Here is a 12,980-nt window from a genome sequence, read left to right as displayed (position 1 = left end):
CCTCAAAATTGAATTACACGATCAGCACTAAGTAAAACTTCAGCGAGACCACCCAGTCCGACAGCTTCAAATCCTGACGCTAGGCTATAATGAACCAATTGATTTTGTTGTGCTTCTTGTTCACTAATTATACCTCGTCGTAATGCGGCTGCAACACAGGTATGTAATTCAACCTGATGCGTTTGTGCTAACTGCTGCCATGCAGCAACTAAATCAAATTCATCAGATGCGGGAACGGTCAGGGCATTACTATTTAACACCCCATCTTGATAAAAGAATACGCGGGTTAATGTATGTCCTAGCTCAATAAGTGCACATGAAAATTGATAAGCAGAACGTGCGGCTTGGGTACCATAAGCAGGGCCATTAACAACAATGGCGTAAGTCAGACTCACTTGTCACCATCCTCTGTTTTTCGCTGACGAATATAAAGATAAACAGTGTGCTTTGAGATATTCAATCGATCAGCAACACGGTTAATTGCATCTTTGATGTCAAAAATACCCTTATCAAATAGCTCCATCACTATCTGACGATTTTTAGCATTATTAGATACATTCTTATCTGCGTTTATTTCTTCAATAGTGCGTTCAACGGTTTGATCCACCAATTCATCAACATCACTGGCAAAGTTTACTTTTGATGCTGCTTGTTTGGCTTCATCCGTTGGCATAAACGATTGCAGTATTTGAGTAAATGGCACATCAAGATTAACGTTAATGCACAACAACCCGATAACTTTATTATCACCATTACGAATCGCAATAGTGATTGATTTCATTAAATCACCGCCTTTAGCGCGAGTGAAATAAGCACGTGAAAAATTCCGTTCTGAATTTTGAATATCACGCAACGAGCGTAACGCAAGATCGGTGATCGGTGATCCTACTTTACGACCTGTATTCTGACCATTGGCTATTTTGATGGCCGAGGTATTTAAATCGGCTAAGGAGTGCAGAACAATTTCACAAAATGGCCCAATTAATGCGGCTAAACCGTCAACAACCGCTTCATACGCGCGCAGAATATTATCATCGTGTTCAGAAAAAATTCGTCTGTCAACGATGTCACTATCAACAATTATCTCTGTTCCAAAATTATCTACTGAAATCACGATATCACCTTCCATTTTGCTGCTTATCTACAATGCGATCGCCCTGATCTATCACCACAAGCATTCAATATAATTGATAAAATTTAAAATCTTCTCAGTAAGTTTATCAGATAATTGAACAAAAAAGACCCGGCATATGCCGGGTCTGGATCAACAGTTACGCTTTTTTGTCACTAGAAAGTGATAACTTATTGCGCTTTTGTCGCTGTAGTTGTTGTTTTTACTGCTTCAACGGCTGGCTGTTGAGCTTGCTTAGCATCTTTGATACTTAGTAATTCTACTTCGAAAACTAACGTAGAATTAGCAGGAATACTTGGATTAGCTTGCGCGCCGTATGCAAGTTGTGGCGGAATAACAAATTTAAACTTAGAACCAACAGGCATTAATTGTACGCCTTCAGTCCAGCCAGTAATAACTTGATTTAGTGGGAAAGTTGCTGGTTGGTTACGTTGGTATGAACTATCAAATACAGTACCGTTAGTTAGCATGCCTTTATACTGCACTTCAACAGTATCAGTTGCAGCTGGTTTTGCGCCAGTACCTTCTTTCTCAACTTTATACATCAAGCCAGATTTAGTTGTTACCACACCAGCTTCTTTAGCAAATTTAGCGCTGAATTCTTCACCGGCTTTAATGTTCTTTTCAGCTTCAGCTTTTGCTTTCTGCTCAACAATCTTTGCAACACGTTGATCAAGAGATTGAAGTACTTGTTGACTTTGCTCTTGTGTCATGCGGCTCTTATCAGCAAATACATCTTCAACGCCTGCAAGTACATCTTCACGGTTAAGGCTAATACCTAGCTCTTTTTGTTGATCAAGGTTAGCAGCTAAATATTGCGCTAATGATGCACCAATAGCATATGCTGCTTTTTGATCTTCAGTTTTAAATTCAGCATCAGTTGTTGCTACAGCTGCTGAAGCTGTTTGTTCAACTTTTGCCGGTTCAGCAGGCTTGTTAGTATCTGCTTTATTATCATCCTGACAGCCGACAACAAGGAAGATTGTTGCTGCTAATACAGACATTTTTAAAATAGGCTTCATGTATTTCTCCATCAGTCATTGAGGTCATGCCTCACTTTTACACTGTGTTTATTAGTATGAAAACGAAATTATATCAATATACTACTACCAGTCTGATTAAGTAACTGTAAATATTTAGCGCTGCAGTTATTTAATCAGATTTATTTCTTCTATCTAGTTACCCTAATAAAGCGGAACCAGAGCTTAATGTACAAGAAATTTTTGTTAGTTAGTCTACTTTTATCTACCTTTTCCTTAAGCGGTTGTTTTTTCCTTAATTCAGAAACTCAACGCTGGCATCTTGCTCAACAAGGCAGCACGAGTTTAAGCCTTAGCCGTGATGGCCGTTTTGCACTTATTAGTACAAACATACAAGGTATCGCGCTATGGGATTTACAGCAAAACAAAAAGTTAGCTGATTTTGGTTCTCAAGATCAATATCACAATAGCGTGATAACAAGTTATATATCTGATAACAATCGTTATGCCATAACCGCAACAACGCAAAATTTTGCAGTATGGGATTTGGGGTGGTCACAAGCCCATGGTTTATGGTCAATTGACAACGCAAAAATTCAAGATATCGCTATCGCCGACAATGGCACTGACGTATTGTTAGCATTAAATAACGGTAAAGCCTTGTTTATTGATCTGACAAATGGTCGACGGCTCGAATTTTTAGCACATCGAAACAATGTTAATAGTGTTGCCCTTTCTGCCAATGGCCGCTATGCCCTTTCAGGGGGGGATGACCGCCATGCCTATTTATGGGATACCCACAGCGGGCAGATTATTTATTCATTTAAGCATAGCAGCCGTGTCAACCAAGTCGCACTGCAACGCGATGGAAAATTCGCTTTTTCTGCTACAGATAATAATGACAATATTATTTGGGACTTGACCACGGGCAACAAAATCACTCAATTAGCGATGAAAGTACGTTATCAAACTCTTTCAAGTGCACGTTTTTCTGATGATGGTCAATTTTTGGTAACGGGATCACCGTCACGCCGAGTCGAATTATGGCGCACAGATAATGGTGAAAATATCAAAGATTGGCGGGCGGAAGTACAGTCAAGGGCTCGACCCGCCACAGCAGTGGTGTATGATGTCGCTATTAGCCCTACAGGTAATGTTGTCGCTGGCTCATCTGCCGGTTACGCTCAAGCCTGGTCAACCGACTGAAAGATATCCCATGAATGAGATACAACAACTACAAAGCCGTCTTGATGAACTTGAGATGAAACTCGCCTTCCAAGAACAGACCATTGATGAATTAAATGATGCGCTAACGAAGCAGCAATTTATGATTGATCGAATGGAAGTACAACTTAAGTTTATGGTCGGTAAAGTTAAAGGTATGCAAACCTCTAATATGGCAGACGAGTCAGAAGAAACGCCACCGCCACATTATTAAATCGAAGTTCGACAAGATAAAAAACAAAAAAGGAAGCCGAGGCTTCCTTTTTATGATCACAATAAATGTGATTAGTGAGAACAGCCGCAGCCGCCCTTACCTTCGCCACCGCAACAACCTTCATCATTACCGTGACCATGCTCACCGCCACAGCAATCGTCGTCACCGTGATCGCCACAACCGCCACCTTGGTGTAGGTGACCGTGTTCGATTTCTTCTTCAGTTGCAGCACGTACAGCAACAACTTCGACATCAAAACCTAATGTTTGGCCAGCAAGCATGTGGTTGCCATCAACAACAACTTCGTCACCGTCAACTTCAGTAACTTCTACAGGGATTGGACCTTGATCAGTATCTGCAAGGAAACGCATGCCAACAGTGATTTCATCAACACCTTGGAATACATTTGCAGGAACACGCTGAACCATTTCGTCCATGTGCTCACCATAAGCTTCTTCAGGAGCAACAGTGATTTCAAACTTGTCGCCTGCCACGTGACCTTCAAGCGCTTTTTCCAGACCAGGAATAAGGTTGTTATGACCGTGTAGGTAATCAAGAGGTACTTCAACTGTTGATTGATCGACAACGATACCTTCTTCAGTTTTCACTTGGTAAGCTAAGCTTACTACTGTGTCTTTAGCGACTTTCATGTTAACTCCAAAATTTAAGCTTGGGGTGATAGTTTTCGTTTCCACATCATACAGGATAATACCATTGAGATGCCATTATCACATTACTCTGGTTTAAAAATCCCTATCACTTGTTGTTTGGTTGCTGAAGAAAGTTGTTCACTTTCTTTTACTGACTGTGGCAAACGTGTATCAAGGTGATGACATAGCGCACATTCAATATATTCAATATCATGTTGTTGCCACCAGCGTAATGTATCTTGTATTTGGCAATTCGGACACACTGCTCCTGCAATAAACCGTTTTTTGTTCATTGAATCACTCCTTGATTAATCCCAACCTTGGTAGCGTTGTTGTTCTCCGCGCATCTCACGATCAAAAATATCTTCTAGCTCTTTACGCGCTTCTTTTTGACGTGAAGCCAAATTGACATCTTCACTATGCTGAGGCAATAAATCACGTAATGCTTGGCTATCGATTTTACGAAAATGCGCCTGAGCACGATTCGCTTTATAAGGATGCATACCTAAAGATATGAGGGCTTGACGACCTAAATCAAGAGCTCCTTCAAATGTTTCACGTGAAAAGCATTCCACTCCGTAACTCAATAATTGATGCGCTTCAACTCGACTACGTGCACGAGCCATTAATTTCAATCGTGGAAAATGTTGTTGGCAAAGTGTCACGACCTCTATGACTTCACTGGGATCATCGGTACAAATAATTAAGGCTTCAGCATTATCAGCACCTGCTGATCGTAATAAATCCAATTGGGTTGCATCACCGTAATACACTTTATAACCAAATTTACGTAAAAATTGAATTTGACTGGGATCGCGCTCTAGTACAGTAACGCGAATTTTATTGGCAAACAGTAACCGCCCCACCACCTGCCCAAAGCGTCCAAACCCGGTAATAATGACACGAGGCTGACGATCAATCACATTCGACGGTGGTGGTTGTGTATCTTTAGCTTTAAAACTACGCACATACCAACGCTTTTGTATCTGTAAAATCAGCGGAGTGGTCATCATTGATAAACTCACCACCACTAATAACAGCGGTGCTAACTCACCACTTAATAATCCATCAGCTTTAGCTGCCGTAAATAACACAAAAGCAAATTCACCACCTTGACTTAAAATAGCCGCCATTTGGCTGCGCGCTTTCGTTTCAACACCGAATAGACGCGCTAAGACATATAATATGCTGGCTTTAATCATCACTAAAGCAATAACTGCAGCTAAAATTTGTAATGGGTATTGTAGTAACAATCCCAGATTAACCGCCATGCCAACCGAGATAAAAAACAATCCCAGTAATAATCCTTTAAAAGGTTCAATAGCAATTTCAAGCTCATGTCGATATTCACTTTCTGCCAATAGTACGCCGGCCAGAAAAGCACCGAGTGCCATTGATAGACCGATCATCTGCATAATCAGCGCAATACCCACCACCAACAATAAAGCGGCGACATTAAACAGTTCACGTACACCACTCATGACGACATAACGAAACAGTGGCCGTAATAAAAAATGTCCAGCGACTAAGAAAATAACAATACTACTTAACATCCAAATGCCATCCAGCCAACTGCCGCCCGCATTTCCGGCTAATAGCGGTAATAATGCTAACATTGGAATAACGGCAATATCTTGAAATAACAGCACTGCAAATCCTGATTGACCCGTTTCGCTACCACTTAATTGTTGCTCATCTATCACCCGTAATGCAATCGCGGTTGACGACAATCCCAATCCCATGCCGATAACAATCGCATCACGCCAACCAAGAGCTGGAAAAAAATGACTACAGCTAAAAGCAATAACAGCTATTACGATGCTAGAGATCACCACTTGACTGCCTCCCAACCCTAAAATAGGTTTGCGCATTTGCCATAATTTTTTAGGGTTAAGTTCTAAGCCTATCAAAAACAACAGTAGCACCACCCCAAATTCAGAGAAATGCAACATAGCGTCTACATCAGAGATTAATCCCAATCCCCATGGACCAATACAGATCCCCGCAATTAGATACCCCAGCACAGATCCTAAACCTAACCGTTGTGCTAATGGCACCGCAATAATGGCAGCCCCTAAAAAAATCACAGTCACCACTAAAAAGTCATTATCCATGGCGATCTCCTGTGATTAGCGGTAATTGCGGATCGTTTTGATGAGGGTTGATTAACCACTGCCGATACCATTGTGCATGCTGCTGGCGCTCCAACTCAGGAATTCGCCGAGCCCAATGCACTACTAACGGCGGTAACCACTGCATTCGACAAAGGTCTGCACACAATTCAAACGGCTTTAAAATATCGTCAATACTGCAACGGTTATAACCATCAGGACTATAAGCCTCAGCCGCACCACCGGTGGTAATCACCGATCGCCAATATTTACCTTTGGTTGCTGTCCCCTCACCATGTGCAAACCCTTTACTTAGTACCCGATCAAGCCATTCTTTAAGTAATGCCGGGCAAGAATACATATATAAGGGATGTTGAAATATAATCACATCATGAGCGGCCACTCGTGTGCGTTCTGCTACTTCATCAATAAAAAAATCAGGATAAGTAGCATACAGATCATGTACTGTGACATGGGATAAGTGTTTTACTTCATTGAGTAACGCATGGTTAGCCACTGACTCTTGTGAATCAGGATGCGCAAAGATAATTAATATTTTCAAATCAGTCATATTGTCCTTTGCACGTCATTTGACAGATGAAGTAACGCCGTTATAAAACATTGCACGTCTAATTGTTAACCATCATACCTAATTGTTACTTAATATGATTGTTTAGTTGATATTTCTATTTTAATCAGCCAGACATCATCACATTACCAGAGCGGTGAACTCAGCGTGAGGTTAGCCAGTCGTTCAAGTTTGGGTTAGACTCCTGAGCATGATTTCCGTTTAATTTTGTGGAGCGGGCACGTCCCCGGCGCTATCGATGATTATCTTTTCAGATATCCAACTTCTACGTGGTGGTAAAGTTCTGCTTGAAAATGCCACAGCAACCATTAACCCTGGCGATAAAGTAGGCCTGGTAGGTAAAAATGGTTGTGGTAAATCAACCTTATTTGCATTACTTAAAAATGAACTCAGCTTAGATGGCGGTAATTGTCAGTTTCCAAGTAATTGGGAATTAGCGTGGGTAGCTCAGGAAACTCCAGCACTGGAACGCGCGGCAATTGAATATGTCATTGATGGTGATCGTGAATACCGTGAACTTGAACGTCAATTAATTGCAGCAGAACTGGCAGATAACGGCAATAAAGTTGCTGAATTACACGGTAAAATTGACACTATCGGTGGCTACAGCATTAATGCCCGTGCCGCTGAATTACTCAATGGTTTAGGCTTTTCACAACACCAAATGCAGTGGAACTTAACCCAGTTCTCTGGTGGTTGGCGCATGCGTTTAAACCTTGCTCAAGCACTACTATGCCGTTCTGATCTGTTATTACTCGATGAGCCCACTAACCACTTAGATCTTGATGCGGTAATGTGGCTTGAGAAATGGCTTCAAAGCTATCGTGGTACCTTAGTGCTGATTTCCCATGACCGTGATTTCTTAGACCCGGTTATTAACCGTATTATTCACGTTGAAAACCAAACCATGAACAGTTACACCGGTAACTATTCCTCGTTTGAAGTTCAACGCGCAGAAAAACTGGTATTGCAACAAGCAATGTTTCAAAAGCAACAGAAGCAAATGACGCACATGCAGTCATATATCGAACGCTTTCGTTACAAAGCCAGCAAAGCACGCCAAGCGCAAAGCCGCATTAAAGCATTAGAACGGATGGAGAAAGTACTGCCAGCGCAGCTTGATAACCCATTTACATTTGAGTTTAGAGAACCCAGCGCACTGCCAAATCCGATACTAATGATGGATCATGTCGCTGCTGGTTATGATGATTTACTGATTCTAGAAAAGATCCGCTTAAATTTAGTGCCGGGAAGCCGAATTGGATTACTGGGGCGTAATGGTGCCGGTAAATCAACCTTAATTAAAATGCTCGCGGGTGATTTACCCGCTAAAGCCGGTGATATGGCGTTCTCACAAGGGGTTAAAATTGGCTACTTTGCTCAGCATCAATTAGAAACCTTATACCTTGATGATACACCAGTTCAACACATGGCACGTATCGCACCAAATTCAACCGAACAACAACTGCGTGATTACTTAGGTAGTTTTGGTTTTATTGGTGATAAAGCACTAGAGAAAGTCGGCCCGTTTTCTGGCGGTGAAAAAGCGCGCTTGGTATTAGCGTTAATTGTTTGGCAACGTCCAAACCTATTGTTACTCGATGAACCGACTAACCACCTTGACTTAGATATGCGTCAAGCACTGACCTTCGCGTTACAATCTTATGAAGGCGCAATGGTTATTGTTAGCCATGACCGTTACTTACTCCGTGCAACGACCGATGATTTATACTTGGTTCACGATCGCCAAGTAGTCCCTTTTGATGGTGATTTAAGTGATTACCACAAATGGTTAAGTGAACAACAACGTAATGAACGTCGTGAACAACAGGCAGCAAAACCTGAAACCAATAAAGACAACAGTGCTGCATCACGTAAAGAACAAAAACGCTTAGATGCTGAATTCCGTAAACAAACCGCTCCAATTCGCAAAGAGATCACCAAGCTTGAAAAGCAAATGGATAAGCTCAATGCAATCATCACTGCAGCAGAAACGGCATTAAGTGATAGCACCATTTATGAGCCTGAAAATAAAGCGCAAATGAATGAACAGTTAAAACTTCAAGGCAACGCTAAATCCGATCTTGAAGACATTGAAGTTGCCTGGATGGAACTACAAGAACAACTAGAAGAAATGGAAAGCCAGCTTAACGCTGAGTGATCATTTAACGCCGTAGTGATAGTTTTATTACTACGGCGTTTTTATTAAGATCAAGGACATTACATGCAACCATTTAGCGCTGCTATCGGATTAAGTAATCCCCACTTACAAACCTTATTACCTCGCTTTATTCGTCGCCAGCCCCTCTTTACCCCTATCACTCAACGCCTTGAAATGCCTGATGACGATTTTATCGATCTCGCTTGGACAGAACAGCCAGACCACACTAACCACCACCAGCCATTGATGATTTTATTACATGGTTTAGAAGGCAGTTTTAACAGCCCTTATGCTAATGGCTTATTGATGGCCGCCAAACAGCAAGGCTGGCTTGGAGTAATGATGCATTTTAGAGGCTGCAGCGGTGAATTAAATCGTCATCCACAAAGCTATCATTCCGGTGACATCAAAGATGTACGTTTCTTGATTCAATGGCTACGGCAGCAATTTCCCCAACGCCCATTTATGGCTGTTGGGGTATCTCTAGGTGGTAATGTGTTGATTAATTACTTAGCTAACTATCCTAATAATAGTGAACTGATTGCAGCTCAAGCGATTTCACCACCACTTAACCTTGCCTCTTGTTCTGATCGTATTCAGCAAGGGTTCTCACGGGTATATCAACGCTACTTACTAACATCACTTAAACGCACCATTGCACAAAAGATTGAACGTCAGCCTCACACCATGCCCATTAATCAGCAACAGTTAGCATCAATTAACAATGTGTGGCAATTTGATCAAGCGGTAACGGCACCATTACATGGTTTCAAAAATGCTAATGACTACTATCAACGTTGCAGTGGCTTACTGCAACTGACAAACATTCGTCGTCCTTTACGGATCATTCATGCTAAAGATGATCCGTTTATGAACAGCGATGTTATTCCATCACAGCCATTACCTGCCAACATTCGTTATGATTTATCAGCTACTGGTGGTCATGTCGGTTTTATCAATGGTAGCTTACTCAAACCACAATTTTGGTTAGAGCACACAGTGCCTGCATGGTTTCAACAACAATTAGATCACCATCAAACAACCCAATCAAATAATGACTGACTTTCTTTCATGCTAATTTTAAGAATATACTGCGGTTATTATTTTATTAGTCATTTAAGAAGTTGTAATGATTATCCCTTGGCAAGATATCGCACCAGAAACACTCACTAACCTTATCGAACAATTTATTTTACGAGAAGGCACTGATTATGGCGAAGTTGAAATCAGCCTCAGTGATAAAGTAGCTTATGTACGACGCCAATTACAATCTAGTGATGCCGTAATTGTTTTCTCTGAGTTACATGAATCAGTAGATATTAAGCTCCGCAATCAAATGTAATCACTACGTTATTGTATCGATGACCATTAAAACTTGGTGCCAGTTGCATTTTTATCACTTAATACCGACATTTAAGCAAACATGTAGTAACATTTATCGCTAGCCATTATTTGTTATTAAACCTATGCTAATCACAACAACAAGGTGAGTTATGTCGGTAAAACACCCTATTATTGCTGTCACTGGTTCATCAGGCGCGGGTACGACCACCACCTCTGAAGCCTTCCGCAAAATGTTTAATATGATGGACATCAACGCCGCATGGCTAGAAGGCGATAGTTTTCATCGCTTTACTCGCCCAGAGATGGATTGTGAGATTCGTAAAGCTAAAGAACAAGGTCGTCATATCAGCTATTTCGGTGCAGAAGCCAATGACTTTGAACAGTTAGCTCACTTTTTCGAGCAATATGCTCAAGACGGCAGTGGCAAGTTTCGGCGTTACTTACATACCTTTGATGAAGCCGTACCTTATAATCAAATGCCGGGTACTTTCACGCCTTGGCAACAGTTAGCAGAAAATACTGATGTATTATTTTATGAAGGGCTACATGGCGGTGTGGTTGATGGTGAAACTAATGTTGCTCAGCATGTTGATTTACTGATTGGGATGGTGCCCATTGTAAACTTAGAGTGGATTCAAAAAATTATTCGTGACACTCGCGACCGCGGTCATTCAAGAGAAGCGGTAATGGAATCAATTGTGCGCTCAATGGATGACTATCTTAATTACATCACCCCGCAGTTTTCTCGTACCCATATTAATTTTCAACGAGTCCCTACCGTTGATACGTCAAACCCTGTCAGTGCGAAAGGTATTCCAAGTTTAGATGAAAGCTTTGTCGTGATCCGGTTTCGTGGCTTAAAAAATGTCGACTTTCCACATTTATTAGCAATGATTCAAGGCTCATTTATGTCACGCCACAATACCCTTGTGGTTCCTGGGGGGAAAATGAGTTTTGCGATGGAACTGATTATGCGACCGTTGCTTGAACAACTCATTGAAAATGGAAAAATAGTGTAAGCATTATTCTTTGTATGGGACTCAGAAGTAAGCATCAGGCGTAGCTCTCACTACCCGTTGATAAACGGTTACTGATATCAGCAACCGTCATCGATTTACGCCACAACAATCTCATAGCTGTGACTCATTTCAACACCTTTACCTAGCATCAAACAAACTGAGCAATATTTTTCAAGCGAGTCAGCCACCACCTTACTCACTAGTGCATCATTTAAATCATGACCAGTAACAACAAAGTGTAAATTGGCATGAGTGAAAATTCGTGGCGCTTGTTCACGACGTTCGGCAAAGATATTCACTTCACAAGCCGTGATCTGCTGTTGTAAATCTTGTAAACCACTAACAACATCCACAGAGCTACATCCCCCGGCAGCCATTAATACCAACTCCATTGGACTTGGCCCTTTTTCACCACCGTTACCATCTAAAACGACGCAATGGCCCGATGCTGATTGGCCAACAAACGTCATGTTTTCTACCCATTTCACACGTGACTGCATTTTTATATCCTTGAGCTATATTATTTAAAATTTGATCTTATTTTTGTTGATAATTCCATCGATGTAAACGTTATTTATTTTGTTTGATGCTAATTGTGTTGCATATTTCTATTGCTAGAATTGGAGAGTAAAATCACTTTGAAACGGTGCTTTTGGTAACTAAGTCACAACGATGTGATCATGTGCACACTTATCTCTCATAAATGAGCGGGTCATCGAGATCAATATCAAGAAAAAGCCCCAAAAAAAGGATACACTCTAAACCAGTTTAAGTTAGCTCGCAGCCCATCAGCTGAGTGAATAACCCTGCCAACGCACAGTTTTGTCGAGTTATCTTTACAAAACATATTGCTGGGCAACATATGCAGAGGAAGTTAGTAATATGGTTCCAGGTAAACCGCAAACAGATCCAACTTTAGAGTGGTTTCTTTCCCATTGTCACATTCACAAATATCCATCAAAGAGCACGTTAATTCACGCAGGTGAAAAAGCAGAGACTTTGTACTACATCGTGAAGGGTTCTGTTGCTGTATTAATCAAGGATGAAGAAGGTAAGGAGATGATCCTTTCTTACCTAAACCAGGGCGACTTTATTGGTGAACTCGGCTTGTTCGAAGAAGATCAAGAACGTACAGCTTGGGTTCGCGCAAAAAGCCCTTGTGAAGTTGCAGAAATTTCATTTAAAAAATTCCGTCAATTAATTCAAGTTAACCCAGATATTCTAATGCGTCTATCTGCTCAAATGGCATGTCGTCTACAAGTGACAAGTCAAAAAGTGGGTGATCTTGCGTTCCTTGATGTTACAGGTCGTATTGCACAGACATTACTGAATCTTGCAAAACAACCCGATGCAATGACACACCCTGATGGCATGCAAATTAAGATCACTCGTCAAGAAATTGGTCAAATCGTAGGTTGTTCTCGCGAAACAGTCGGCCGTATTCTTAAAATGCTAGAAGAGCAAAATCTTATTTCTGCTCATGGCAAGACTATTGTGGTTTACGGTACACGCTAATTATTTTAGCAATACCAAGATCACCGATGAAACCGCAGCTT

General features: G+C 41.3%; 15 protein-coding genes. 7 read left to right on the top strand and 8 right to left on the bottom strand.

Annotation, left to right across the window (positions count from 1 at the left end):
- Positions 1 to 2: 2 nt before the first annotated feature.
- The 3 genes from tusD to fkpA form a co-directional block, all read right to left on the bottom strand.
- Positions 3 to 395 carry a sulfurtransferase complex subunit TusD gene (tusD, locus tag Q0V26_RS01945; protein ID WP_297475355.1) on the bottom strand — a complete coding sequence of 131 codons (393 nt, stop codon included), beginning with the start codon at positions 393 to 395 and terminating at the stop codon, positions 3 to 5.
- The gene (locus Q0V26_RS01940; RefSeq protein WP_199190757.1) at positions 392 to 1,129 is read right to left on the bottom strand and encodes a transcriptional regulator; all 738 of its coding nucleotides are present in this window, start codon (positions 1,127 to 1,129) and stop codon (positions 392 to 394) included. The genes tusD and Q0V26_RS01940 overlap by 4 nt, the downstream gene beginning before the upstream one ends.
- Before the next feature lie 173 nt (positions 1,130 to 1,302).
- Complete coding sequence (gene fkpA, locus Q0V26_RS01935; RefSeq protein WP_297475350.1) at positions 1,303 to 2,154, bottom strand: FKBP-type peptidyl-prolyl cis-trans isomerase; 852 nt, start codon at positions 2,152 to 2,154, stop codon at positions 1,303 to 1,305.
- Between the two features lie 186 nt (positions 2,155 to 2,340).
- Here fkpA and Q0V26_RS01930 point away from each other — a divergent pair, with 186 nt between their 5' ends.
- Entirely contained in the window at positions 2,341 to 3,318 is a 978-nt protein-coding gene (locus tag Q0V26_RS01930) for a hypothetical protein (RefSeq protein WP_297475348.1), read from the top strand.
- A 10-nt stretch (positions 3,319 to 3,328) separates the two neighbouring features.
- Complete coding sequence (locus tag Q0V26_RS01925) at positions 3,329 to 3,550, top strand: SlyX family protein (RefSeq protein WP_045035979.1); 222 nt, start codon at positions 3,329 to 3,331, stop codon at positions 3,548 to 3,550.
- A gap of 71 nt (positions 3,551 to 3,621) precedes the next feature.
- Here Q0V26_RS01925 and slyD read toward each other — a convergent pair whose 3' ends face one another.
- The 4 genes from slyD to kefG form a co-directional block, all read right to left on the bottom strand.
- Complete coding sequence (slyD, locus tag Q0V26_RS01920) at positions 3,622 to 4,200, bottom strand: peptidylprolyl isomerase (RefSeq protein WP_297475343.1); 579 nt, start codon at positions 4,198 to 4,200, stop codon at positions 3,622 to 3,624.
- A gap of 83 nt (positions 4,201 to 4,283) precedes the next feature.
- A complete protein-coding gene (locus Q0V26_RS01915; RefSeq protein WP_297475340.1) occupies positions 4,284 to 4,493 on the bottom strand; it encodes a YheV family putative zinc ribbon protein in 210 nt (69 codons plus the stop codon).
- Between the two features lie 15 nt (positions 4,494 to 4,508).
- Positions 4,509 to 6,314 (bottom strand): glutathione-regulated potassium-efflux system protein KefB, encoded by a 1,806-nt coding sequence (gene kefB, locus Q0V26_RS01910; protein ID WP_297475336.1) that lies wholly within the window; start codon positions 6,312 to 6,314, stop codon positions 4,509 to 4,511.
- Positions 6,307 to 6,882: a glutathione-regulated potassium-efflux system ancillary protein KefG gene (gene kefG, locus Q0V26_RS01905; protein ID WP_297475334.1), complete on the bottom strand. Its 576-nt coding sequence runs from the start codon at positions 6,880 to 6,882 to the stop codon at positions 6,307 to 6,309. The genes kefB and kefG overlap by 8 nt, the downstream gene beginning before the upstream one ends.
- Positions 6,883 to 7,138: 256 nt before the next feature.
- Here kefG and Q0V26_RS01900 point away from each other — a divergent pair, with 256 nt between their 5' ends.
- The 4 genes from Q0V26_RS01900 (at position 7,139) to Q0V26_RS01885 (ending at position 11,424) form a co-directional block, all read left to right on the top strand.
- Positions 7,139 to 9,061 (top strand): ABC transporter ATP-binding protein, encoded by a 1,923-nt coding sequence (locus Q0V26_RS01900; RefSeq protein ID WP_297475331.1) that lies wholly within the window; start codon positions 7,139 to 7,141, stop codon positions 9,059 to 9,061.
- A 63-nt stretch (positions 9,062 to 9,124) separates the two neighbouring features.
- The gene (locus Q0V26_RS01895; protein WP_297475328.1) at positions 9,125 to 10,123 is read left to right on the top strand and encodes a hydrolase; all 999 of its coding nucleotides are present in this window, start codon (positions 9,125 to 9,127) and stop codon (positions 10,121 to 10,123) included.
- Between the two features lie 67 nt (positions 10,124 to 10,190).
- Complete coding sequence (locus Q0V26_RS01890; protein WP_297475325.1) at positions 10,191 to 10,403, top strand: YheU family protein; 213 nt, start codon at positions 10,191 to 10,193, stop codon at positions 10,401 to 10,403.
- A gap of 151 nt (positions 10,404 to 10,554) precedes the next feature.
- Positions 10,555 to 11,424, top strand: coding sequence for a phosphoribulokinase (locus tag Q0V26_RS01885; protein WP_297475322.1), 870 nt, complete (start codon positions 10,555 to 10,557; stop codon positions 11,422 to 11,424).
- A gap of 95 nt (positions 11,425 to 11,519) precedes the next feature.
- On the opposite strand, the gene Q0V26_RS01880 is transcribed toward Q0V26_RS01885, so the two are convergent.
- Positions 11,520 to 11,924, bottom strand: a complete 405-nt coding sequence (locus Q0V26_RS01880) for an OsmC family protein (RefSeq protein ID WP_297475319.1) — start codon at positions 11,922 to 11,924, stop codon at positions 11,520 to 11,522.
- Positions 11,925 to 12,306: 382 nt separating this feature from the next.
- Here Q0V26_RS01880 and crp point away from each other — a divergent pair, with 382 nt between their 5' ends.
- Positions 12,307 to 12,939: a cAMP-activated global transcriptional regulator CRP gene (gene crp, locus Q0V26_RS01875; protein ID WP_036789513.1), complete on the top strand. Its 633-nt coding sequence runs from the start codon at positions 12,307 to 12,309 to the stop codon at positions 12,937 to 12,939.
- Positions 12,940 to 12,980: the final 41 nt, after the last annotated feature.

The organism is uncultured Photobacterium sp. (assembly GCF_947039875.1).
GTDB lineage: Bacteria > Pseudomonadota > Gammaproteobacteria > Enterobacterales > Vibrionaceae > Photobacterium.
This window is presented reverse-complemented; position numbering and strand designations above follow the sequence as displayed.

Excerpts from the sequence above, each read along its gene's own strand:
- slyD (WP_297475343.1), bottom strand. The coding sequence starts at position 4,200 with ATGAAAGTCGCTAAAGACACAGTAGTAAGCTTAGCTTACCAAGTGAAA.
- Q0V26_RS01940 (WP_199190757.1), bottom strand. The coding sequence starts at position 1,129 with ATGGAAGGTGATATCGTGATTTCAGTAGATAATTTTGGAACAGAGATA.
- crp (WP_036789513.1), top strand. The coding sequence starts at position 12,307 with ATGGTTCCAGGTAAACCGCAAACAGATCCAACTTTAGAGTGGTTTCTT.
- Q0V26_RS01895 (WP_297475328.1), top strand. The coding sequence starts at position 9,125 with ATGCAACCATTTAGCGCTGCTATCGGATTAAGTAATCCCCACTTACAA.
- kefB (WP_297475336.1), bottom strand. The coding sequence starts at position 6,314 with ATGGATAATGACTTTTTAGTGGTGACTGTGATTTTTTTAGGGGCTGCC.
- Q0V26_RS01890 (WP_297475325.1), top strand. The coding sequence starts at position 10,191 with ATGATTATCCCTTGGCAAGATATCGCACCAGAAACACTCACTAACCTT.
- kefG (WP_297475334.1), bottom strand. The coding sequence starts at position 6,882 with ATGACTGATTTGAAAATATTAATTATCTTTGCGCATCCTGATTCACAA.
- Q0V26_RS01885 (WP_297475322.1), top strand. The coding sequence starts at position 10,555 with ATGTCGGTAAAACACCCTATTATTGCTGTCACTGGTTCATCAGGCGCG.
- Q0V26_RS01915 (WP_297475340.1), bottom strand. The coding sequence starts at position 4,493 with ATGAACAAAAAACGGTTTATTGCAGGAGCAGTGTGTCCGAATTGCCAA.
- Q0V26_RS01880 (WP_297475319.1), bottom strand. The coding sequence starts at position 11,924 with ATGCAGTCACGTGTGAAATGGGTAGAAAACATGACGTTTGTTGGCCAA.
- Q0V26_RS01900 (WP_297475331.1), top strand. The coding sequence starts at position 7,139 with ATGATTATCTTTTCAGATATCCAACTTCTACGTGGTGGTAAAGTTCTG.
- Q0V26_RS01930 (WP_297475348.1), top strand. The coding sequence starts at position 2,341 with ATGTACAAGAAATTTTTGTTAGTTAGTCTACTTTTATCTACCTTTTCC.
- Q0V26_RS01925 (WP_045035979.1), top strand. The coding sequence starts at position 3,329 with ATGAATGAGATACAACAACTACAAAGCCGTCTTGATGAACTTGAGATG.
- fkpA (WP_297475350.1), bottom strand. The coding sequence starts at position 2,154 with ATGAAGCCTATTTTAAAAATGTCTGTATTAGCAGCAACAATCTTCCTT.